This window comes from Enterococcus wangshanyuanii (assembly GCF_002197645.1).
GTDB classification, from domain to species: Bacteria; Bacillota; Bacilli; order Lactobacillales; family Enterococcaceae; genus Enterococcus_L; species Enterococcus_L wangshanyuanii.
On sequence record NZ_CP021874.1, the window covers coordinates 1,153,080 to 1,175,986 of the forward strand.

The 22,907-nt window shown below is 35.7% G+C and carries 21 protein-coding genes; 1 reads left to right on the top strand and 20 read right to left on the bottom strand.

Annotated elements, in window-relative coordinates; genetic code table 11:
- Positions 1-18 precede the first annotated feature (18 nt).
- The 15 genes from scrK to CC204_RS05650 all read right to left on the bottom strand — a co-directional run bounded on the left by scrK (position 19) and on the right by CC204_RS05650 (position 15,770).
- Positions 19-885 carry a fructokinase ScrK gene (gene scrK / locus CC204_RS05580; protein ID WP_088269203.1) on the bottom strand — a complete coding sequence of 289 codons (867 nt, stop codon included), beginning with the start codon at positions 883-885 and terminating at the stop codon, positions 19-21.
- Between the two features lie 16 nt (positions 886-901).
- Entirely contained in the window at positions 902-1,951 is a 1,050-nt protein-coding gene (locus CC204_RS05585) for an aldose epimerase family protein (protein ID WP_188634481.1), read from the bottom strand.
- A 242-nt stretch (positions 1,952-2,193) separates the two neighbouring features.
- A complete protein-coding gene (locus CC204_RS05590) occupies positions 2,194-2,946 on the bottom strand; it encodes an ABC transporter permease (protein ID WP_088269206.1) in 753 nt (250 codons plus the stop codon).
- Positions 2,943-3,824, bottom strand: a complete 882-nt coding sequence (locus tag CC204_RS05595; protein WP_088269208.1) for an ABC transporter ATP-binding protein — start codon at positions 3,822-3,824, stop codon at positions 2,943-2,945. Before CC204_RS05595 ends, CC204_RS05590 begins: the two co-directional genes overlap by 4 nt.
- A 16-nt stretch (positions 3,825-3,840) precedes the next feature.
- The gene (locus CC204_RS05600) at positions 3,841-5,511 is read right to left on the bottom strand and encodes an ABC transporter ATP-binding protein (protein ID WP_088269210.1); all 1,671 of its coding nucleotides are present in this window, start codon (positions 5,509-5,511) and stop codon (positions 3,841-3,843) included.
- A 45-nt stretch (positions 5,512-5,556) separates the two neighbouring features.
- Positions 5,557-6,786, bottom strand: a complete 1,230-nt coding sequence (locus CC204_RS05605) for a radical SAM/SPASM domain-containing protein (RefSeq protein WP_088269212.1) — start codon at positions 6,784-6,786, stop codon at positions 5,557-5,559.
- Position 6,787: 1 nt separating this feature from the next.
- On the bottom strand, positions 6,788-7,234 hold the full coding sequence (locus CC204_RS05610; protein WP_088269214.1) for a hypothetical protein: 447 nt from the start codon (positions 7,232-7,234) through the stop codon (positions 6,788-6,790).
- A 30-nt stretch (positions 7,235-7,264) separates the two neighbouring features.
- Positions 7,265-7,810 carry a CPBP family intramembrane glutamic endopeptidase gene (locus CC204_RS05615; protein WP_157894243.1) on the bottom strand — a complete coding sequence of 182 codons (546 nt, stop codon included), beginning with the start codon at positions 7,808-7,810 and terminating at the stop codon, positions 7,265-7,267.
- Positions 7,811-8,285: 475 nt separating this feature from the next.
- Positions 8,286-9,536, bottom strand: a complete 1,251-nt coding sequence (locus CC204_RS05620; protein WP_088269218.1) for an ATP-binding protein — start codon at positions 9,534-9,536, stop codon at positions 8,286-8,288.
- Positions 9,533-10,264: a LytR/AlgR family response regulator transcription factor gene (locus tag CC204_RS05625; protein WP_088269220.1), complete on the bottom strand. Its 732-nt coding sequence runs from the start codon at positions 10,262-10,264 to the stop codon at positions 9,533-9,535. The genes CC204_RS05620 and CC204_RS05625 overlap by 4 nt, the downstream gene beginning before the upstream one ends.
- A 208-nt stretch (positions 10,265-10,472) precedes the next feature.
- Positions 10,473-10,736 carry a type B 50S ribosomal protein L31 gene (locus tag CC204_RS05630; RefSeq protein WP_087641402.1) on the bottom strand — a complete coding sequence of 88 codons (264 nt, stop codon included), beginning with the start codon at positions 10,734-10,736 and terminating at the stop codon, positions 10,473-10,475.
- Positions 10,737-10,834: 98 nt separating this feature from the next.
- Positions 10,835-12,127: a transcription termination factor Rho gene (rho, locus tag CC204_RS05635; protein ID WP_088269222.1), complete on the bottom strand. Its 1,293-nt coding sequence runs from the start codon at positions 12,125-12,127 to the stop codon at positions 10,835-10,837.
- The gene (locus tag CC204_RS05640) at positions 12,124-13,404 is read right to left on the bottom strand and encodes a UDP-N-acetylglucosamine 1-carboxyvinyltransferase (protein WP_088269223.1); all 1,281 of its coding nucleotides are present in this window, start codon (positions 13,402-13,404) and stop codon (positions 12,124-12,126) included. The genes rho and CC204_RS05640 overlap by 4 nt, the downstream gene beginning before the upstream one ends.
- Positions 13,405-13,712: 308 nt before the next feature.
- A complete protein-coding gene (locus tag CC204_RS05645) occupies positions 13,713-14,579 on the bottom strand; it encodes a class II fructose-bisphosphate aldolase (RefSeq protein ID WP_069661959.1) in 867 nt (288 codons plus the stop codon).
- 255 nt (positions 14,580-14,834) lie between these two features.
- A complete protein-coding gene (locus CC204_RS05650; protein WP_373285306.1) occupies positions 14,835-15,770 on the bottom strand; it encodes a YitT family protein in 936 nt (311 codons plus the stop codon).
- A gap of 230 nt (positions 15,771-16,000) precedes the next feature.
- Between CC204_RS05650 and CC204_RS05655 the strand changes: the two genes are divergently transcribed.
- Positions 16,001-16,495, top strand: coding sequence for a YajQ family cyclic di-GMP-binding protein (locus tag CC204_RS05655; RefSeq protein WP_087641397.1), 495 nt, complete (start codon positions 16,001-16,003; stop codon positions 16,493-16,495).
- Between the two features lie 130 nt (positions 16,496-16,625).
- Here the strand turns inward: CC204_RS05655 and CC204_RS05660 are convergent, their stop codons facing one another.
- The 5 genes from CC204_RS05660 to CC204_RS05680 form a co-directional block, all read right to left on the bottom strand.
- Positions 16,626-17,591, bottom strand: a complete 966-nt coding sequence (locus CC204_RS05660; protein ID WP_088269227.1) for an asparaginase — start codon at positions 17,589-17,591, stop codon at positions 16,626-16,628.
- A gap of 130 nt (positions 17,592-17,721) precedes the next feature.
- Positions 17,722-20,091 carry an ATP-dependent DNA helicase gene (locus tag CC204_RS05665; protein ID WP_088269229.1) on the bottom strand — a complete coding sequence of 790 codons (2,370 nt, stop codon included), beginning with the start codon at positions 20,089-20,091 and terminating at the stop codon, positions 17,722-17,724.
- Between the two features lie 111 nt (positions 20,092-20,202).
- The gene (argJ, locus tag CC204_RS05670) at positions 20,203-21,360 is read right to left on the bottom strand and encodes a bifunctional glutamate N-acetyltransferase/amino-acid acetyltransferase ArgJ (protein WP_088269231.1); all 1,158 of its coding nucleotides are present in this window, start codon (positions 21,358-21,360) and stop codon (positions 20,203-20,205) included.
- 276 nt (positions 21,361-21,636) lie between these two features.
- A complete protein-coding gene (locus CC204_RS05675; protein ID WP_088269233.1) occupies positions 21,637-22,320 on the bottom strand; it encodes a Bax inhibitor-1/YccA family protein in 684 nt (227 codons plus the stop codon).
- A complete protein-coding gene (locus tag CC204_RS05680; protein WP_088269234.1) occupies positions 22,313-22,795 on the bottom strand; it encodes a MaoC family dehydratase in 483 nt (160 codons plus the stop codon). The genes CC204_RS05675 and CC204_RS05680 overlap by 8 nt, the downstream gene beginning before the upstream one ends.
- Between the last annotated feature and the right edge of the window lie 112 nt (positions 22,796-22,907).

Consider the following 22,907-nt stretch of genomic DNA (forward strand, 5'->3'; position numbering starts at 1 on the left):
ATTCTTTGTACTTTTTGATCATCTTATTTTCTCTTTGGCCAAAGCTAAACACCCGATCGTGCCTGGATCATCTACCAATGCAGGCGTAACAATGTATTCTTTCAACGGAGGTGTTTTAACATAGCCGTTTACAAGTTTTTCAAACTCTTGACGCACCTTTTCCAGCATATGGTCCTGCTTCATTACGCCACCGCCAAAAATAATGACCTCAGGTGAAAACATCAGCGTTGTGTTATAGGCGACCTGTGCGATATAATATGCTTCAATCTCCCAGAATGGATGCGTTTCTTCTAGATCTTGTCCTTTGATCCCTGTTCTTTTTTCAATTGCAGGCCCTGCGACCATTCCTTCCAAACAATCGCCATGAAAAGGACAACTTCCTTCAAACAGATCGTCTGAATGTCTTCTAAGCGTGGTATGCCCCATCTCAGGATGACTGAATCCTTCAATGAAATGACCATTTTGAATCGCACCAGCTCCTACGCCCGTACCGATCGTATAATACACACAGCTAGATAGCCCTTTGCCATGACCTTTAACATATTCACCGTAAGCCGCAGCATTAACATCTGTTGTCCAAGCAATAGGAAGATCGAAATGCCGCTTCATCTCTCCGACGAAATCATATTCTTGCCAAGCCAACTTTGGTGTAGAAGTGATATGACCATATGTTGGCGAATCCTCATGAATATCGATTGGTCCAAACGAACCAATACCGATCGCCTGAAGGTCATATTGCTTGAAAAAATCGATGACCAAAGCCATTGTTTCTTCCGGAGTCGTTGTCGGAAAACTCACTCTTTCTAAAATTTCTAGGTCATCTGTTCCAACAGCACATACAAATTTTGTGCCGCCAGCTTCAATACTTCCTAATAACGTTCTCATCCTTTATTCCCACTCCTTATAATGATCTTTTGATTTTGTAGACAGTTCGGCTATGAAATGGACGATCTGGATATAATGAAATGTCACCAAAACCATCAAAAACACCAGCACCAGGGCTCACTTGGGTTTCTAAAGCGATTCCGCCATGACTGACCATCTTAGTCCCTCTCATTTCTGGACTATTTTCGCCAAATTGAGCTGTAAAAACAACAACAACTGGACGATCCGTATACATTTCAATCGATACATCTGATTTAGGTGAAGTGACAATCGCCTGCGGCTTTTCAAAACCTGTTTGATTTAATAGAAATGGGTGATCTAACCCATCAACCATCACATTTTGTTTATAGTTCGTCTTAAAAACTTGTTCTATTGAAGTATTGTTTCTAAAATCAAAAGGTGTATCCGTGACATCACGCAGTTCTCCTGTGACAGAAGTCATTTCATCTACCACTGCAAAACGATCTGCATCAATAAATAGAGAATGCTGATCAACTGTTTTTGTCACATCGCCTGTCAAATTAAAATACACATGGTTTGTCGGATTGTAAATTGTAGGCTGATCTGTCGTTGCCTGATAATCAATGATCCATTCATCTTCATTTGTCAAAGAATACATTACTTCTGCTTTCAAATTCCCTGGAAAACCATGCTCTTGATCAGGACTTTCATACGTAAAAATCACTGAAATTCTTTCTTCCGTTTCTTCTGTCCGAGACTTCCAAAGTCGTGATTCAAAGCTTTTGGCTCCTCCGTGAAGCGTATTTCCATTAAGTGGATCGACTGGTAATTGGTATTTCTTATCATTGACTGTAAATTGTCCTTTTATGATTCTTCCGGCTACTCGTCCAACCGTCGCACCGATGTAAAGATCTTTTTCAATATATTCTTTCGCGGAGTCAAACCCCAAAACAATATTTCGCTTTTCACCAGCCACAGACACGATCAAATCAACGATTCGTGCACCTAAATTAGATACGCATAACGTAATCCCGTTATTATTAGTAAGCGAATACAAAATTGTAGATTCGCCAAAATCTTTCTGTGTGATTTCCACCGCTTCCATTCCTTTCTTTGTTGCGTTATTTTCTTCTTTTATTATAGCCGAAATTCAGTATTTTTGTTATTTTTATTGTATTTTATATTATGTTCCATCATAATTGTCCCTAGTTTTATTCTTCCGAACAATAAAAATAAGCTGAAACAAATCTTCAGCTTATTTTCAATCTCTATTTACTTTTCTTCAATATCCTGAAAAGTTAGAATCTTTTATTGAGAATTTATTTGGAAATTGCCTAATAACAATATTTACAAATCCTTCTTTCCCATCTGTCTGTTTGTCATAATTAGTACTAAAATCGATAACACTATTATTAAAACTAGTTGATAAATCATGACAAGGCTTGAATAATCACTGTCGTCTACAAGAGTATAATAGCCTGGCAACCATTTATTGATTGAATCAATATTTGCAATGAACTTTAATCCAACGAAAAGTAACATAGAAAATATAACTGCCCTAAAAGTGCCAAAGCTTATTGAAAAAAACATCCCTACAGTAATGAACAGGAGTAAAAAAATGCCTCCTGCTGCACTTTGAAGCACCAAATGTAAATGATATCTTTTAAAATCAACAAGTAGTCCTTGCCCATGTTCAGAGTTAGCTACAAATATAGTATAAAACAACGTTGATAATACAATATTTAACATGTAGCAAATAATTAGCACTAATGATACGGCAAAAAATTTCCCTATTACTAATTTTTCACGAGATTTCGTTCGAATAATTTCCAGAAGAATTTGTCCTTCATTAATTTCTCCACCTAAAATTGACGCTCCTAAAAAAGAAAATAGCACTAAAGGAATTCCTAACATCATTAATAACGCCCACATACTGGTTGCAAAAGAAATGACATCTAACCTTCCATTGATTAGTATAAATTGCCACTTAAAGTAAATTCCTAATGCATAAATCAAAGAAAAGCTACTTAAAAGAATGATTCCAATAAAAATCCTTCTTTTAAACATTTTAAACATTTCGACTTTAATAATACTATTCATCCTCTATCCCCCTTAAACAAACTGTTTAAGTCTTCACTTTCAATAGATATATTTTCGATTGCTCCACCATTCAAGTAAATTATTTTTAATATTTTATTCAACAAATCAATATCGTCGTTCAAGATCAATACATCTCTATTTAGTGGGGTTAGTTGCTCTAATTCTTGAACCAATTTGCTAGCTGGCGTTTTCAAATGAATTTTTATCTGCTTATTTTCTATCTTAGATACCTTTTGAATCTTCTTATCCTGTATATAAAGATAGCGATCACACATTTGTTCTATTTCTGACAATTGATGTGAAGAAATCAAAATAGTTATGCCATATTTTTCCCGCATCTCAAAAATAGTTTTTTGCAAGTCTTCAACCCCCAAAGGATCTAATCCTACAAATGGTTCGTCCAAAATTAGGAATTTCGGATCTTCCAGCAATGAAAGGGCTAGTCCTAGCCTCTGCTTCATCCCAAATGAAAAGCCTTTGACCACCTTTTTGTTATTGGGTAAATCCGCAAATGCTAACAACTCGATTATTTTATCATGTAATTCTTTTTTACTTTTATTAGATTTTTTATACTTGTCGATCACGTACAAGTTGTCATAGGCACTCAAATATTCAAAAAGTTTGCAATCTAGCAAATAGCCAAATTCATCCATCAAATTTGATTTCTTTAAGTAGTCCGAATCTCCTTTAAATGTAATCTGTCCTGCATCAAATGAAGTCAAACCTAAAATCAGCTTCATGAGTGTTGTCTTTCCTGAACCATTTCTTCCCAGTAATCCAATAATTTCACCTTGATTGATTTCAAAAGAAACATTATCTAAAATCACTGCTTTACCATATCTTTTATATAGATGGTCAACCTTTAAAATTGTGCTCATAGTTTTTCTCCTTATGCTAGATAGAATGGCTTAATTCATAAAAGAAGCCTTGCTTGTTGTATAAATCAATATATGTTCCACTTTCGATCACTCTTCCATCTTTTACGCATATAATTTGATCCATTGAACGTAAAAACGATTTTCTAAGATCATGGGTGACAAATATCAAGGTCTTCTCATGATCAAGCAAAAGCTTCTTAGTGATTTCTTTTCCGGTTTTGTAATCCAACGCAGAAGTAACTTCATCCATCAAAACAATCGGAGCATTTCTTACGACCGATCTAGCGATTGCTACTCTTTGTTTTTCACCACCAGAAAGTTCTACACCTGTTTCTTTGATAATCGTATTCCCTAATTTTTTACTTTTTTCTTCTAACTCTGAAAAAGAAATCGCATATTCAATGGTCGCGTCTGAATAATTTTGTAATAGTGTAATATTTTTTTCTAATGTTTCACTGAATATAAATGTCTCTTGATGAACGAATGCAACATCATATTTAATATGATGTTCACTCTTTACGTCTTTTCCGTTATATAAAATACTTCCTGAATAGTCATCCAGTAGTTGTCCTATAATATTTAGCAGTGTCGTTTTTCCACTGCCACTGTGCCCAACAATGGCGTATTTTTTCCCCTTTTCAAACAGTAAATCTATCGTTTGTAGAATATAATGTGTTTCGTTTACAGAATAGCTAACATCTTTTAGCTCTAAGGAGCAAAAATCATTCGTTGTAATGTCATCACTCTTTACATCATTAGGGTGCTTTTGGACATATCTTTCTAAATTTTCTCTGACTGTCTTACTGCCTGCAATCTCCACAATAGCTCCACCTAATAATTGCAAGGGCTGTATAACCATATTTGTTATCTGTGTTATCGCGACCATTTGACCTAAAGACAATCTCCCCTGAATGACTAAATAACCGCTTACGCAAAAACAAATAATCAGAATTAGATATTGAGTTGATCCTATAATCAAATTGAATCGAGTATTTTGGACCTTCAACATTTGACTATTTGTTTCTAAATCAGTTAACGCAGTCAAATGCTTAGCATTAAAATTTTTTTCTACTCTAAATGATTTGATTACCTCATAACCACCAAAAATCTCTTTCAATTCATTTAAGTAGGTGCTTTTCAGCTTAGAATTGTTCTCAGTTAAGGAATCTATTTTGCGACCAGCTAAGGAAGGTATGATGAATGATAAGACTGCACACAGCAAAATGACTCCTGTAACCAACACACTTACGGACAGTAAATAAGCAAATGCCATTACAATAACAAAGATGTTTTGAACAACTAAAAATAGATTTTCCAAATAATAGTGTTCATAAACTTCCAAATCATATTCAAAAATATTTATCTTCTCTCCCATTGTACTCTTTCCAAATTCAGAAGGTTTTAGCTCAAGTAAATTTTCCATCACTTGATTTTTTGATGTAAGATGGACTTTTTTTAATATTGTTGCCTCTAAAATTGAAGCCATATAATGAAAGAAAAAATTAAACACAATAAAAAGAAAAAAAAGCCAGATAGATAGAATAAATACACCAAAATCCTTGTTGGTTATTGCATCGATAAAACTCTGAATAATTGGTGCAAATGAAATTTCAATAGTACTTGCAATAAACGAAAGCACTAAAAAGACAATAACAAGTTTTTTCTCTTTTCTTACGATTCTGTTCATTACATGCTCCTTAATGATGAAAATATTCCTATATTATCCTATTTTTTAACGAAATGTTTTAGTGGTCTCCTCATAATAGTTATAAAAAAGATTACAATACGGATCTTTTGCTAATATATCTTCATGTTTTAAGTAGGCTCTAGCTCGACATCCTCCACCACATAAGTATTTAAATTGACATTCTTTACATCCGCCATTCAATTTATCTACCTGTAAGGAAGAAAAAAGTTGTGCCTTTTTAGAAAATTTACGCATATTCGTAACAGTATCACTTTTTATATTTCCTATACAGAACTCATCGTACATCAGCATATGGCAAGGATAAACATTCCCGTCAGTTCCTATAGAAATCATCGTTTTTCCTGCACCACAATAATTCTCTGCTTGAAGCTGTTCTCCACCAATCGATGTATCTTCAATAGCTAAATCTGTATCCAGCATAAAATCACTGATTTTCTGAATATCTTCTGCCTGTGGTAAATAGCTCTTCATTTCCCCTTCGAAACAAGCTGTAAGGATACTAAAACTCATCGTGACACCCAATTTATCTGCAAGTGAAACATATTCACTTAACTTATGCGCATTCAAATGATGAACCGTCGGCAAAATATTTACATTACTTCCAGTTTCTTTTAAATAGTTGATTGTTCGAATAATTTTTTTAAAGATGCCTTCATCTCGTATAAACGAAGGGCAGTCTTCAGCGTATGAATCTACTGAAACCGAAACTGTATCCACGTATCTTGATAGACCAGCAAGTTTTTCCTTATTGTAAATCGTTCCATTCGTGATCAAAACAATATTGGGAAGATCACAGTTGATTTTCGCATATCGAACAATATCCAATAAATCATTTCGTAATAACGGTTCCCCACCAGAAAATACAAGATTCTGGATTCCCGCACTCGCTAATTGTTTTATAGAATGACAAATTTCTTCATAATTCATGTCATCTGCGCTATTTCTTTTATCATCGAATGAATAGCAACCAACACAGTGCAGATTACATTGATTAGTTAAATGAAGATAAGCTGTCATTACTTGTTCTTTCTTCTTTAAGGGCGCATACGAAATGAACTCATTGTCCAAAAGAAAGTCTAAAAAAACTTTCTCTTCCTCCGTTAATAGATCCCTTTCAACAGCTTTTCCTTTTTTTATTTCATTAAAAAATGTAGCTCCTCTCGCGTCAATTCCTGCTACAACCCCATTATCAAAATTGAAAATCATGTTGATTCCTTTGATTTTTGAACTACTTGTATGTGTATTTATGTACATATTATTTCACCAACTTTCTTCTAAATATAAATTGAGCGATTTTTGTAAAAACCAAAACCATCAAAAATACCATGAATCCAGAGGATAAATTATTATTGAAACTTACATTGCTAATACTCAAATTTTCTGCATCTCCAACAATATCTTTGGTGTTATTAATAATTTTAGAGACAACCGTTTCACTAATCAGTGTGTTCACGAGCAGATAGAAAGCAACTGAATATAAACCAGAAGCAACAAAAATGATATAATTTTCTATTTTTTTTCTTATATTCAATTTGTTAACTATAAGTGCAACCGAACTTGAAAAAAGCAATACTGGAACAATAACAATAAAAGCAAATGCAGATAAGAAATTAAAAGAACTAACTGCCATAACAACATAAATCCACAAACCTAAGAAAATGACAGGAGCAATATAAATATTCTTTTCTCTAAGTATGCTCAACACGATCCACTCCTTTTCTTTCTAAAATAATCAGCCTGCAATCAGCAACAAATTATAAAAAGCATGTATAACAGACGTATATAATACAGAGTTTGTTTTTAATCTTACGATTGAAAAGACTACTCCTAGCGGGAAACGATACACTAAATTATCTAACGGACTCTCTCCTACATGTCCAATCACTGCAAAAATAAGTGCACATAATAAGACACTGTAAAAGGTATTCCACGACTCCAACAATTCGTTTAAGATAATGTTTCGGTATAAAAATTCTTCTGAAAATGCTGCAAGAAAATAATGAGCAAGTAGAAAAAGTATTGTAAATTTACCAAATAAATTTGCATTAAGGTTACAGTAAATGATAGAAAAAGCAATGATTAAAATCGATGATATCCATAATTCTTTTTTACTCCATTTAAAAAACACTTTCTCTGTCTTGTTCAAGAACTTTGCCAAAGCAATAGGAATTATTACAAGAGAAATAACTGTAGGTAACGTCATCCTTAATAAGATTCCAGACTTTGTAGGCAAAATATTCATTATTAAGACCACAATCAACAATGCCACACCTGACACAACAGATATCCCTACACTAATGAATAGTGTCTGCAACTTCTTTTCAGTTAGTTTCAACTCTATATTCTTAATTCTGATCACCTCTTTTCAAAAACAACGGTAAAAAAGTTTTTCTCCCTTTTTACCGTTATCTTTAAGCATCATTTTTTTGTTAAACATCGCTCTTAATTTCTTTAATATAATGACCTACAGATGCACAAAAAATAGCTCCTACTGACACACAACCAGCTTTTTTCCCTTTTTTAGAAGCAAATAGTAACATAGCTTTCCACCTCCTTTTAAGAACATATTTACCAATGACAAACTTTCTTATCATTTACAATGTAATTGGTATGTCTAGTATATGTGCTTTTTAGTCACTTCATACTATTTATGTAGTAATTTGTATGCTTTTATGTATCAAATTGTTGATGAGATAATGAAGTACAAAAAAAAGAGCTTTTGACTATTGATCCTCAATATGTCAAAAACTCTCTTATCCAATTGGCAAAACGATAATCACTTTAAATTCATTTGCTTTCCAAGAAAAATCTGAATATCCTTTTAACCTTTTTACTCGCTCTCTGATACTATTGATCCCTAAACCGTATCTTCCTCTTTTTTTAGAGGATTTTATTAGTTTATTTGAAATATTTAAATCTTTGATATTTGTAGGATTCGTTACTTTGAAGATCAATTTTTTTTCATGATAATAAATACAAATATTTATTTGTAGCTCACTTTCGATTCGGACACATTCTTCAATAGCATTATCCAAAATATTTCCTAAAATCGCACAAATATCTACTACTTTGTCATCAATCATTAAATCTACTGGTACTTTCAATTCTAATGTAAACTGAACGTTTTGCTTCTTCATCTGACTAATTTTGCTACTTAATATTGTATCTATTGGCCAGCACTCAGTATAAGATACATATGTATCAATTGAACCCGCAGTGATTTCCTTCAACAATAACTTAGCTTCCACGAGGTTTTCATTATATACATGATAGTTCAGTCCAAGCAATAGATTCTTTAAATCATGTTTAAGTGTACGTAATTCTTGCTGTTTTTTTAAAACATCTTCATAATGCTGATTCTGTGCACCAACTAAAATTTGTTGTTGTAATAGATATGTTTTTTCAGTTAAATAATTATACAAAAAAATGTTCATCATATTGATACCCATCATCGCCAGACTAAAAAAAATCTCTTCCCAGACACTAAAATCAAATGGGTACATAAATAGTAAAATAGATAGGAATGGAGCAACTGATAACATTAAATATTCTCTATTTTCCAACCCTATTTCATTAGAATTTTTAAAATAGTACAAAAATCCAACAATTAATATCGCCAAAATTGTGATCGAACTATATGAAAATATAAATTGAATTAAAACCTCATCTGGATCAGATTTTCCCTGAGATAACACTAATAGCTTATTCTGAAATAAAAATAAGAACACGATATAAAAGTAATGAAACATCTTTTGGACAATTGATCCAAAAAAACAAAAAACGACTAGACATGCAATGATCAAAAAAATCATATATCTAAATTCGATCATTTCGGTTCCGTTATTAACCGTAATCTTAGTACTTAACACTGCCAAGATACACAAAAGAAAAAATCGCTTCCTACTAAATTTCAATTCTAAAAAACTCGTTAAATAAACAGCTATATACCACCCTTGAAGACCAACTAAAAAGATTGCTAATAAAAGAAATAGAAAATCACTCATATGCCAATTGACCTTTCAATAAAATGATTATACGCTTCTGAGAATTGTTTTCTCTTTCCTCTGCTGATCGATACACTTTTCCCATTAATTAGATGGATCAACTGATCCTCAACACTCTTTATACAATTCATGTTGATGATTGTTCCATGGTTGACTTTAACAAAAATCAAAAGATTAAGCGTCTGTTCTAATTCTTTAATTTTTCCATAAAACACAATATCTTGCTCTTCACTAGTCAGTTCAATCCGAATCTGTCTCCCTTTTTCAGAAGAGATCATTATAATTTGGTCATGGCACAGTTGATACTGTCTCCTATTTGATTTAAAAAATAGATAATGATTACCCAAATTGATTTTTTCAATTGCAGAATCCAATAAGAAGTTTATTTTTTGTTTTTCAATTGGTTTTAATAAGTACCTGAACGGAGATACTTCAAAGCTGGCCAAACTATATTTATCGTAACTTGTAATATAGTTCAAAAGAACATGTTCATCATGCTCTCTTATTTTTTTCGCTGTTTCTATCCCATTTATTCCTGACATTTCTATATCAAGAAAAATAATTTGATAAACGGTGGTTTGTTGCTTAATGGCTCTCAACAACGATTCTCCTTGTTCATAAATATCAATTTCAAATTCAATATTTTGTTCAGATAAATGAACTTCAATCATTTTCTCTAGCTTTGTACTTTGGAACGCTTCATCATCACATAAAGCAATTTTATACATCTCATCCCCTCCAGTTCAGTACTTTATTCTCACATATTCATTATAGATAAATGTTAAGTTAACTTTATAAAATGACTCACTTATGTACATTTTAACTGCTTTAGAAATACAAATCAACTTTTGCTGCAACCGAATGATTCACTTAAAACAAAAAAGCAGATCACATGATAAATGTGATCTGCCAAACATTTTATACTCAATGTTTTTATTACTCTGCAGCGTTTTCGTCTTTGAGACCGTATTTCTTGTTGAAACGGTCCACACGTCCGTCTGCTTGTGTGAATTTTTGACGTCCAGTGTAAAATGGATGAGAGTCAGATGTTACTTCGACACGGATTACTGGGTAAGTGTTTCCGTCTTCCCATTCAACTGTTTCTTCAGAGTGCTTAGTAGAACCTGATAAGAATTTAAAACCAGTTGTTGAGTCCATAAATACGACTGGGTGATATTCTGGATGGATATCTTGTTTCATAGTCTTTTCGCTCCTTTGCCCTGATCCATTTGCTGCATCAGAGTTATTTTGTCGGTATACAACAGTACTATAATAGCATGATTCATTCGTCGATGCAATTATCTTTTTACATTTCTTTTGCTTTGTTTTCCGAAAGATACATCATGGAAATCTTCAAAGAATTTTTCATTACTTTTTGTTTTACGTAAAAACTTAACAAATTGCTCCGTGTATTCTAACGAATCGCCTGTCATATGATTGCGTAGCTTCCATGTCTCTTCCAATTGTTCAGAAGACATCAACAGGTCCTCTTTACGTGTCCCTGATTTTTTGATATCGATTGCTGGGAAGATACGACGATCTGCTAAATCACGTGACAGATGCAGTTCCATATTCCCTGTTCCTTTGAACTCTTCATAGATCACATCATCCATTCGGCTTCCTGTATCAACTAAAGCTGTTGCTAAAATCGTCAGGCTGCCGCCTTCTTCAATGTTTCTCGCTGCACCAAAAAAGCGTTTTGGTCTATAAAAAGAAGAAGGATCGATCCCGCCGCTCAATGTCCGTCCGCTAGGCGGTACAACCAGATTGTAGGCACGAGCTAAACGAGTGATACTATCCATTAGAATCACCACATCCCGTTTATCCTCAACTAAACGCATCGCCCGTTCCAATACTAATTCAGAAACTCGGGTATGATTTTGAGGTTGCTGGTCAAATGTTGACGAAACGACATCCCCTTTGACACTGCGTTCTAAATCAGTCACTTCTTCTGGACGTTCATCGATCAATAATAAAATCAATTCTACATCAGGATAATTTTCAGTAATGCCGTTGGCGATCTCTTTTAAGACACTCGTTTTCCCAGCTTTAGGTGGTGCAACGATCAATCCACGTTGCCCAAAACCTACAGGAGCAAAAATATCGATCATACGAGTTGATAATCTGCCAGGCGTTGTTTCTAATTTGATTTGTCTTTCTGGATAGAGTGGTGTTAAGGCTGGAAAATGAGGACGTTCTTTTGCCTCTTCCGGATCTTTGCCATTCACACTTTCAACATGCATCAAGCCATAATAACGTTCTGATTCTTTTGGCGGACGTGCTTTTCCAGCAACTTTGTCCCCGTTACGTAACCCGAAGCGGCGGATTTGAGAAGAGGAAATATAAATATCTTCAGCACTTGGTCCATAATTGATTGGACGTAAAAAACCATACCCATCTTGGGAAACGATATCTAAGATCCCCTCCATAAAGAAGAAACCTTGCTTCTCAGCTTGAGCTCTAATCACAGCTAATGACAATTCTTTTTTATTCATTTGGCTGTAATAAGGAATCTTAAATTCCTTCGCATAAGTATAAATGTCTTTTAAGGTACTATTTTCAAGCTCCGCCATCGTTAAATAGTCACTCATTTAGTCACCTCGATTTCTTCTTCTGTTTCGATCATTTGGATATCAGCACCTAAGGCTGTTAGTTTTTCAATGATGTGATCGTATCCTCTTAAAATGTATTCAACATTGTAAATCGTCGTAGTGCCTTCTGCCATCAGTCCAGCAGTCACTAAACAAGCACCTGCACGTAAATCAGAAGCTACTACTTCAGCACCATGTAATTTAGCAGGCCCATTGATGACGATCATATTGCCTTCGATCGATGCATCTGCTCCCATTCGCACTAACTCTGGAATATGCTTTGTCCGTTGTGTATAAATACTATCGATCACTTCGCCGGTTCCTTTTGCTTTCAACATCAACGGCGTGATCGGCTGTTGAAGATCTGTCGCAAAGCCAGGATATGGATAGGTTTTGATCGTTGTCATTTTTAAATCGTGGGAAGGATGAACGATGATCTTGTCCTCTTCGATCGTCATTTTCACACCCATTTCCTGCAATTTTGCAATAAAGCTTTCTAGATGTTCATAAATAACATTACGAACAGTGACTCCTTCGCCCATTGCCGCTGCTAAAGCGAGATAGGTTCCTGCTTCAATACGGTCAGGAATGATTGAATGACGGCAGCCGTGAAGTTTTTCTACCCCTTCGATACGGATAATATCCGTACCGGCTCCGCGGATATTGGCACCCATATTGTTCAATAAGGTAGCTACGTCAATGATCTCAGGCTCACGAGCTGCATTTTCGATGATTGTTTTACCTTCTGCTTTTACAGCCGCCAGCATAACATTGATTGTTGCACCGATCGACACCATATCCATAAAAATTCTTGTTCCATGAAGACCGTCCTCTGTTCTTAGATACATCGCTCCATGTTCATTGGTCACAGTTGCACCAAGAGATTCAAAGCCTTTGATGTGAAGATCGATCGGACGAGGACCTAAATAACAACCTCCTGGTAAGCCAACTACTCCTTCACCAAATTTCCCCAATAACGATCCCATAAAGTAATAAGATGCACGAAGGCTGTTGATTTTTCCTTTCGGCATCGGTACGGATACGATTTCCGTTGGATCGATCACTAATGTATTATTTTCAAATGTTGTTTTTGCACCCATAATTTCTAAAATTTCAATTAATGAATGGACATCCTGAATATCCGGTACCCCATCCAATATGACTGGTGAATCCGCTAAAATAGCTGCTGGAATCAACGCCACTGCACTGTTTTTTGCCCCACTGATACAAACTTCTCCCGTTAACGGACGATTCCCATTGATTACAATTTTTTTCATTTATCTTCTCACCTATCTATGTAAAACAAATAGTTTTATTTTTTGTGATATACCCAAACCATTCTAACACATCATAAGACAATAAAAAAGCCAACATGTATTCTCTTTCTTTGTTTTCTCATGATTTATTTGATTTTAAAACGAAAAAGAAACGAATTTTATGCGTTTAGAAAAATGAAAAAGCTCAAAACAAAACGAAAAATCAGCTTTGTTTTGAGCTTCAGATCTGGATAAAAGTTAGAAGTCAGAAGAAACTATTTCGGAAATAGACACTTCTGTTCCGATCTCTTAAATTTTAAAGAATTAAATTATGCTTTGTTAGCAGAACCGAACCATTCGATACGTTGTTCTACTAATTCAGTCACAGCTTTTGTTCCTGGTGCTAATAATTTACGAGGGTCAAAGCCTTTACCTTCAAGGTCTTTGCCTTCTTCGATGTATTTACGAGTTGCTGCTGCAAATACTTCTTGACACTCAGTGTTAACGTTGATTTTAGAAACGCCCATTGAGATTGCTTTTTGAACTTGTTCTAAAGGAATACCAGAACCACCGTGTAAGACTAATGGAATGTCACCAACAGCGTCAGCGATTTCTTGTAAGTGGTCAAAAGCTAATCCAGTCCAGTTTTCAGGGTATGAACCGTGGATATTACCGATTCCGCAAGCTAGGTAATCAATACCAGTTGCAACCATTTGTACACATTCTTGAACGTCAGCTAATTCGCCTGAACCGATGATTCCATCTTCTTCTCCGCCGATTGAACCAACTTCACATTCAACAGAAACACCTTTAGCGTGAGCTTTCGCTACAACATCTTTTGCTTTTTCGATGTTTTCTTCGAATGGTAAGTGAGAGCCATCAAACATTACTGATGTATAGCCGATTTCGATACATTCTAATGCATCTTCATATTCACCATGATCTAAGTGAAGAGCTACTGGTACAGTAATTCCCATTGAATCGATCAAGTCTTTTACTAAATCGTAACATACTTGGTATCCGCCCATGTATTTAGCAGCACCCATAGAAGTTTGAATCAACACTGGCGCTTTTTTAGCTTCTGCAGCTTCTAAAATCGCTTTTGTCCATTCTAGGTTGTTTGTGTTGAATCCGCCAACACCGTAGCCGCTTTTACGAGCTGCTTTAAGAAATTCTGTTCCTGATACTAATGGCATAATAAAATTCCTCCTAAGTTTTAAAAAAACTTTATTTGTTAAGGTCTATCCTTAACTAACAGTTACATTTTAGCAGACTTTTTAGTACTTTTCTACTAAAATTACCTTTTTCAGAAAATTTTTGTCCAGACTTTCACAAAAGCATGGACACTTAGTTTCGTTTGTCTAAAAAAGAAATCCAGACAAAAGTACTTCCATTGGAAATAAACTTCTATTTGCACTTCTTTTTTTATTTAAAACGAAACCATTTTTCCTTTATTTTGCTTTCGTCTTATGTTTTTTCAACTCAGGAAATGATCCAGTACTTTTAAAGATCCTTTGTTCATCTTCATTGGCAAATCGACCTAAGACCGACTGCGTAGGCAAAATATTCATAAACGCATTCTCATCAACTGAATAAACGATTTGTTCTAGGTCATAGAGTTCGTATCGAGTGATCACCATCATGATCATTCGACCTTCTACACCTGAATATCCGCCAATGGACGGCAGTAGCGTCATCCCACGAACCATCTCTTTGGAAATTGCCTGAGCAACCGTTTCAGGATTCACAGTCACGATCATCGCTGTGATCTTTTGATGACTCGTATGGATCGTATCGACAACCTGTGTTAAACAATAGATCGAAATAATCGTATATAATGCACTCTCCCAATCAAACACAACACCTGCCACAGCCACAATAATTCCATTTAGCATAAACATATAATTTCCAACGGTTTTACCTGTCGTCTTTGATAAGACCAACGAAATAACATCCATCCCACCAGTCGTAAACCCCATCTTCAATGATAGTCCTGCACCAATTCCAATCAGAACACCACCAACGATCGCATTCATCAATGGATTTTCCGTAATCACGACGATCGGTAAAAACATCGTCACAACTGAGATCCAAGCAACATTTAGAAAGCTAAAAATTGTTGATTCTTTACCTAACTTAACAAATCCTAGAATAAAAATCGGTATATTTAATAGTAAAATAAACAAACCAGTGTCAATCGTAATCGAAAAATGCGTATGAAGTAATGTTGCAATAATCTGTGCGACTCCATTCATTCCAGCAGAAAAGACCTTCGCCGGAATTAGAAAGAAATTCAACCCGACTGCTGCTAAAATACCCGTAATAAAAATAACAGCAAATTTTTTCAGTAATTCACTTTGTTTGTATGAAACAGTTCGCTTCCCCAACATAATTCCTCCCTAGTACAAAAACACTGACTGAACAGTCTATGCCTTGTTTCTTCAAGTCAAATCCCACGAATTAGAATAACAGGTTGCCTAAAAAAAGAAAAGAAAAAAAGCTAAAAATGAGGATTCTTTTATTCTATTATGTTTCTATCTCAAAAAAGGTTAGGACTTGTTTCTTCCCTATTTAGTGGTACTATAAAAGTAAGAAATGAATGAAAGGCGGTTGGCTAATGGCAGCTAAAGAAGCAAGCTTTGATGTAACCTCTGAAATGAATATGGAAGAAGTCAAAAATTCGATCCAGATCGCACTGAAAGAAATCAAAAATCGTTTTGACTTTAAAGGATCAATTGCAGACATTAAACTAGAAAATGGGAAATTAGTCCTTGTTGCAGAAGACGATTACAAAGTGGAACAAGTCAAAGATGTTTTATTCAGTAAGCTAGTGAAACGTGCAGTTCCAATTAAAAATATCCATTTTTCCGACAGCGAAAAAGCCCTCGGCGGAAATGTACGTCAATATGGTGATCTGATCAGCGGTATCGACCGAGACAATGCAAAGAAAATCAATGTGGCAATCAAAAATTCCGGCATTAAAGTCAAATCACAAATTCAAGAAGACAAAATTCGCGTGACCGGAAAAAGTCGTGATGATTTACAAAAAGTCATTACCTTACTTAGAACTCTTGATTTACCCGTAGAGCTTCAATTTACGAACTATCGTTGATTCAGTTACTCTCTTCTTTTATTTATCTGAACGCAAAAAAAGAGCCTGATTCTTAGTGATGAACAAAAAATCCAAACTTAAATGGACTATTTGATCGATCACTAAAAGAAAATCTGGCTCTTTTTACTGTCTATTCACTTAAAAATTCCGTTAACTCCTGCATGCTCTTTCCGCTATTCAACCCAACGATCAATCGAATACGAGCCTTGGGACCATTTAATCCTCTTGAAAAAATCAAGCCCATTTTTTTAAGATTCACGCCGCCGCCTTCATAATCATAGATATCCTCTGCGATCCCATTCGAACAACGGGAAACCAAAACGATCGGAATATTTCTTTGCAGCAGTCGATTTAACGCAGGTAAGGTTTGCGGTGGAAGATTTCCTGCACCAAGAGCCTCGATGACCAAACCATCCGTCTGGTCATTGTCCACTAAATCAAACAGCTGTTGATCCATTCCAGCATAAGCTTTGATGACATAGACATTTCCTTCAACTTCTTGAATATCACAAATTTCTTGCGGACGAACTTCACTTGCAAAGAAGGTTCTTTCTTTGGCGATCATACCAATCGGTCCAAAAGTCGGTGTTCGGAATGTTGCTACATTTGTAGTGTGCGTCTTCGTTACATAACGAGCTGTATGGATCTCATCGTTCATCACCACTAAAACGCCTTTGCCCTGAGAATCCTCCGAACAAGCGGTCCATACAGCACTGATGAAATTATACAAGCCGTCTGTCCCGATCTCATTGCTTGAACGCATTGCACCAGTCAAAACAACAGGGATTTTGTTCTCTAGCGTGATATCCAAAAAATAAGCCGTTTCTTCCAAAGTATCCGTACCGTGAGTAATGACGACCCCATCGATTTTTTCAGTATGTGCTTGCTGGATTCGCTCTTTTAGCTCCAGCATACGCTTTAAGGTCATATGAGGAGACGGAATATTGAAAATCGATTCAACGATCAAGTTCACTTTGCCCTCCAGTAAAGCCTCTTGTTCAAGTAATGGATTCATTGTATTGAGTGCTACATTGCCATCCGCCTCTTTAGACATGGAAATTGTGCCGCCTGTATGCAAAACAAGAATAGTTTTCATTTCTTAGCCTCTTTTCACGTATGATTCTCATTCATCTTTTCTCTAAAAAAGAGCCGACAAATCGCCCGACTACTTTTTTATTTCTTATGAAGATTTGCTTTTTCAGTATAACAGTAAACGTCGTATTTTTCTATGTTGATTCATTCGTTGAAAGCCAAAATTGCTGCTGCAATTCTTTTGAGCGCTCTGCAGAATAAGCCGTTTGACTTTGATCCCAGTGTGGTGGAAAAAATTGCCGTACTGCTGCAGATGAAAAACGCTGATCCAACAGTAATACCACCCCTCGATCTTCACTATCTCTGATAACACGTCCAGCCGCCTGCAGCACTTTGTTCATACCAGGGATTTGGTAGGCAAATTGAAACCCTTGATTTTTTTCTAAATCATAGTAACGTTTGATCAATTCTTGTTCGTGATTGATCTGTGGTAAGCCCACACCAACGATCGCTGTCCCAATCAATCTCGTCCCTTTTAAATCGATTCCTTCTGAAAAAATCCCGCCCAAAACGCAAAAGCCTAACAAGGTCTCGTCTGGATCAGAAACAAAATCAGCTAAAAAAGCTTCTCTTTCAGTTTCGTTCATAAAAGAGGCCTGCAATTTGGTTTTGATTCCTGGATTTTTTTCTCTGAATAGATCATACACGATATCCATATAGGAATATGATGAAAAAAAGACAAAGTAATTTCCAGTTCGCTGCTGAACCATATTTGTCAGACTTTCAACGATCTTTTGATAATTCCGTTCTCGTTCCTTATAGGTGGTCTGAATATGGTTTTCAACGACCAAAAGCTGATTATCTTTAGTAAAAGGATTCGGAATACGGTATCTTAAACTTTGATCTCCTCCACCCAAAACTTCTTGATAATAATCTAAAGGAGTCAGACTAGCAGAAAATAAGATACTCGCTTTGCCTTTAGCCAATTTTTGCTCCAATAAATAGGAAGGATCGATACAAAATTGCTTTACAGTTATGTCGTAGTTCTGACACTCAACGTATGTACAGTAATGATCATCATAACTTTCACTGATTTTTGTATAATTCAACAAATCAAAATAAACTGATAACACTTGATTCAACTCTTCATGCGCTTGATTCTCCGGCAGCCATTCACCAATCTTCTCAGATAATATGTAAGCCGCTTTTACGAGCGAATCGATGGGTGCATTTTGATGCAAAAAATCCTTCTCTTCTTCTTTACAGATCTGCTCGATCTTCTCAAATTCTTTTTCAATTTTTCGGATAGCACGTGTCAGTTTTTGCTGTTCTTTTCCAAGTGCTTTTCTTAGTGAAATAAACTTATTTTTAGCCAGAGAAGCTGAATACATTTCTCTTGAACGATTCACTAGATTGTGGACTTCATCGACTAGAAAGATATTTTCTTTTTCTTCTTGCTGCTCCTCGAAGAAACGTCTTAGATATACGCTGGGATCAAATAAGTAATTATAATCGCAGATCACAAGATCACACCATAAACTCACATCCAATGATAACTCAAACGGGCAGAGAGTGTGTTTTTTTGCATAGCGTTCAATAACTTCTCTTGTAAATTGATTTTCATTATTTAACAGATCCCATAATCCTTCATTCAACCGATCATAGTATCCATTTGCAAAAGGACAGGCTTCCGGTGTGCAATTTCGTTCAGTCAAAAAACAAATCTTGTCTTTTGCTGTTAGCGTCACGCTTTTCAATTGCAGGTTCTTTTGCTTCATCGCTTCTACTGCATCTTCTGCTACCTGACGTGTAATTGTTTTCGCTGTTAAGTAAAATGCACGTTCTGCTTGCTCTTCACCAATTGCCTTTAGTGTTGGAAATAATGTGGAGATCGTTTTACCAGTTCCTGTCGGTGCTTCTACAAACAACTTTTGATCACTAAGAATCGTTTTATAAACAGCGACAGCTAATTCTCTTTGCCCTTTACGATAATCACCATACGGAAAAGGAAGTTCTTTCAAAGAGTCATTTCTGATCTTTCGCCAATTCATTTTAAAGATCAGCCATTGCTCGTATTTGCTGGTCAAATCATCAAAAAAGTCGCGCAGCTCCTGTTTTGTAAATGTTTTTTCTGTTCGCGTGATTTCTTCCGTTGTTGTTTGAAAATAGGTCAACTGTAATGTAATCGTTTCTAGCTCTTCTTGTTGACAATAGATGTGCCCATAACACATGACTTGGTACCAGTACATATCGATCTGTTCTTCACGCAACTCAGAAAAATCAGGTTCTGAGCTTTTGATTTCATCAATGACGAATCCCTTATCCTCATCCGTAAAAATGCCATCAGCACGTCCTTCAATGATATATGTTTGCTTATTCAACTCTACATCGATCGCCAGCTTGACTTCCTTTTTATAGCCAGCTGGAGCCGCTTTTTGTAATTTACGATGGATTTTCGCTCCTTCTACTGCCGTATGTTCACTTGTATGTCGTGCATCGATGCTGCCTCTACGCAAAATAAATTCTACTAAACTGCGGACTGCGATCCGTTGTCTATCTTTCATTTTTTTCCCACCTGTCATTTCTCCATTATAGAACATACATTCGCAAATGAAAAGAGAGAGTATTTGAAGCCTAGTAGGATATGCTTCAATACGCTCTCTCAATTTTTAAATTCATGTAGAATAATCGCTGTTTATTTTGACATACTCATAGCTCAAGTCACAGCCAATCACTTGGAAATCCTGTGTTCCTTGATGTAGGTCGACCGTCAAATAGATATCCTCATTTTCTTGAATATATGTCGCGATCTGCTCCATATTTTGCAGCTCTTCATGGTTTTCAGAGAAAATCGGATATTCGCCATAAGAAATCTCGACCTTATTAGGATCAAAAATAAGTCCCTCTGTCTTCCCAAGTGCCATTGCAATGCGTCCCCAATTAGGATCGTGGCCAAATAAAGCTGTTTTCACTAACGGCGAATTGATTATTGATTTTCCAGCATCCTTGGCCTGTTTTTGGCTCATCGCATTTTTGACTGTTACGAACATCGTTTTTGTTGCTCCTTCGGCATCTTTCACAACATCTAATGCCAATGCATGACAGATCTGGTTTAAAGCGGCTTGCATGTCTTCCATCGATGCTGTTTTCTGGCCGCTTGCTAAGAGTGCAACCGTGTCACTCGTACTCGTATCTGAATCAATACTGATCGTATTGAAAGACTGGTCAACCGCAAGTTTCAACATTGAATAGATATCTTCCTTACTGATTTTTATATCTGTTAAAATATATGCCAGCATGGTCGCCATATTCGGTTCGATCATCCCTGATCCTTTGACGATACCTAAAATTTTTCCCTCACCTACATCCAGACTTTGTACCTTGATCCGTTGATCTGTTGTCAAAATAGCTTCAGCAAACTCTTCATAGTTTTCTGTTAGTTCAAGTGAATGTGTCTCTAAAAAAGCATTGATTTTTTCGATAGGTAATTGAGGCCCGATCACACCTGTTGATGAAGGCAATATATTTTCTTGAGCTATCGCCAGTTTAGAGGAAATTTTATCTAAAATCTGAAACTCATTTTCTCGCCCTTCGTTTCCAGTGGCTACATTAGCAACACCACTAGTTACTACGATCGCCTGTAATTCGGCATTTTCAACATGTGCTTTACCGATCGGTATACATTCACCGCAAAACGTATTTTTAGTAAAAACAGCCGCCGCATGACAAATTTGATTTGCTACGATCAAACCAAAGTCTTTTCTTCTTTTCTTGATGCCGACATGCGTACCGTAAAATTTAAATCCTTCTGGTATCTTTTCATCTATTCCCATCACTTACACCCTTCCAAAAGAGCCAACTTCTAAAAAACATTCCACAGCAAAATTCCCGTTTGCTTTTACTGTGAGCGATGATTTTTAGTTCCTTTTTAGTTGATCTATTTTTTCTGATTTTCTAAAAGTATAAATCAACGCATCACGATAGTCAATGATTTTTATGCAAAACATCACCTTTAAAAGTATTTTTATACATAAAATGGGTATATTTACGAATATTAAAAACAAAAAAAGCACTCAGAATAATCTGAGTACTTTTTAAGATGTTTTAGATTAGTTGTTTTTACCGAAGATACGTAAAAACGCTAAGAATAAATTAATAAAGTCAAGATATAATTGTAAAGCCATGAAAACAGCTATTCCTGTTCCAGGTTGTCCGCCTGTTTGCGTGTATAAAGTGCGGATTTTTTGATTGTCATACGCAGTGATACCTGCAAAAATAACGACCATCAAAATGGAAATCAAGTAATCAACAGGACCACTCTTTAAGATAAACGCATTTAGGAAAATCGCAATGATCAAACCGATCAATGCGCTGTACGTTGCATGCCCCATCGCAGAAAGATCACGTTTTGTAAAAATCCCGACTAATGACATTCCTCCAAAAGTAGCTGCTGCACTAACAAAAGCCGCTACAACCGTTCCTTCTGTATACATTGCTAATGTTATAGCCAACGTAACACCATTCAACATCGAATAAACAACAAATCCACTGATTGCCAGTGTTGGATTTTTAGCTGCTTTAAAACCTAAGAAAACAACCAAGGCTAATTCTGCAATCCAAAATCCGTAAAACGCCATCGGGTATTTGTATAAAAACATGACAACTTCAAGGAAATATACATTCAAGATTAGATATGATACTAACGCACTAATACCGATTCCCATCGCTAAAAACGCGTAAATTTTTGAATAAAACTTATTCAAACCAACATTTGCTACTGCTCCGTTATTCATTCATTTCTCCTTCTTTCTCTTCTAGTTCGTCTATTGTTACTTGAGGCGGCTGAACCATGACAACTGCATCAAGTACACGATCATCTTCTTCATTGACAGCTTCGATCGAAATCGTCACAACATCTTTCATTTTATCGACCTTGATCACTTCAAATTGAAAGGTCAGTGTTTCGTAATGAAAGACAGGTCCGACAAAGTTTACCGAAAAATTGACCACATGAGAGCCTGGTCCCGGTAAATGCTTTGAAATTGCACTGGTGATGATCCCCATCAGCATGATCGATGGAACGATCGGCCTGCCATATTCTGTTTTTTGGGCATAATCATGTTGGATATACAAAGGATTGGCATCATTGGTTAAGCCCAAATAAAGAAGTAAATCTTTATCTTCGATCGATTCGGTTAAAGACAGCGAATCACCTTCCTCAATATCTTCGATGGTTTTGCCTAATTTTCTCGGTTTTCCGATATTCAAATTAGTACACCTCCACTAATGATAAGATTATTGTACCAAAATGACGACAAAAGGCAAGTTAAAAAGAAGCTTTGGCGTTTTGCCAAAGCTTCTTTTTATCGTCTTGAACAAT

What these genes read in the sequence shown, in the direction of transcription:
- scrK (WP_088269203.1), bottom strand. Translation starts at nt 885, where the DNA reads ATGAGAACGTTATTAGGAAGTATTGAAGCTGGCGGCACAAAATTTGTA.
- CC204_RS05585 (WP_188634481.1), bottom strand. Translation starts at nt 1,951, where the DNA reads ATGGAAGCGGTGGAAATCACACAGAAAGATTTTGGCGAATCTACAATT.
- CC204_RS05590 (WP_088269206.1), bottom strand. Translation starts at nt 2,946, where the DNA reads ATGAATAGTATTATTAAAGTCGAAATGTTTAAAATGTTTAAAAGAAGG.
- CC204_RS05595 (WP_088269208.1), bottom strand. Translation starts at nt 3,824, where the DNA reads ATGAGCACAATTTTAAAGGTTGACCATCTATATAAAAGATATGGTAAA.
- CC204_RS05600 (WP_088269210.1), bottom strand. Translation starts at nt 5,511, where the DNA reads ATGAACAGAATCGTAAGAAAAGAGAAAAAACTTGTTATTGTCTTTTTA.
- CC204_RS05605 (WP_088269212.1), bottom strand. Translation starts at nt 6,786, where the DNA reads ATGTACATAAATACACATACAAGTAGTTCAAAAATCAAAGGAATCAAC.
- CC204_RS05620 (WP_088269218.1), bottom strand. Translation starts at nt 9,536, where the DNA reads ATGAGTGATTTTCTATTTCTTTTATTAGCAATCTTTTTAGTTGGTCTT.
- CC204_RS05625 (WP_088269220.1), bottom strand. Translation starts at nt 10,264, where the DNA reads ATGTATAAAATTGCTTTATGTGATGATGAAGCGTTCCAAAGTACAAAG.
- CC204_RS05630 (WP_087641402.1), bottom strand. Translation starts at nt 10,736, where the DNA reads ATGAAACAAGATATCCATCCAGAATATCACCCAGTCGTATTTATGGAC.
- rho (WP_088269222.1), bottom strand. Translation starts at nt 12,127, where the DNA reads ATGAGTGACTATTTAACGATGGCGGAGCTTGAAAATAGTACCTTAAAA.
- CC204_RS05640 (WP_088269223.1), bottom strand. Translation starts at nt 13,404, where the DNA reads ATGAAAAAAATTGTAATCAATGGGAATCGTCCGTTAACGGGAGAAGTT.
- CC204_RS05645 (WP_069661959.1), bottom strand. Translation starts at nt 14,579, where the DNA reads ATGCCATTAGTATCAGGAACAGAATTTCTTAAAGCAGCTCGTAAAAGC.
- CC204_RS05655 (WP_087641397.1), top strand. Translation starts at nt 16,001, where the DNA reads ATGGCAGCTAAAGAAGCAAGCTTTGATGTAACCTCTGAAATGAATATG.
- CC204_RS05660 (WP_088269227.1), bottom strand. Translation starts at nt 17,591, where the DNA reads ATGAAAACTATTCTTGTTTTGCATACAGGCGGCACAATTTCCATGTCT.
- CC204_RS05665 (WP_088269229.1), bottom strand. Translation starts at nt 20,091, where the DNA reads ATGAAAGATAGACAACGGATCGCAGTCCGCAGTTTAGTAGAATTTATT.
- argJ (WP_088269231.1), bottom strand. Translation starts at nt 21,360, where the DNA reads ATGGGAATAGATGAAAAGATACCAGAAGGATTTAAATTTTACGGTACG.
- CC204_RS05675 (WP_088269233.1), bottom strand. Translation starts at nt 22,320, where the DNA reads ATGAATAACGGAGCAGTAGCAAATGTTGGTTTGAATAAGTTTTATTCA.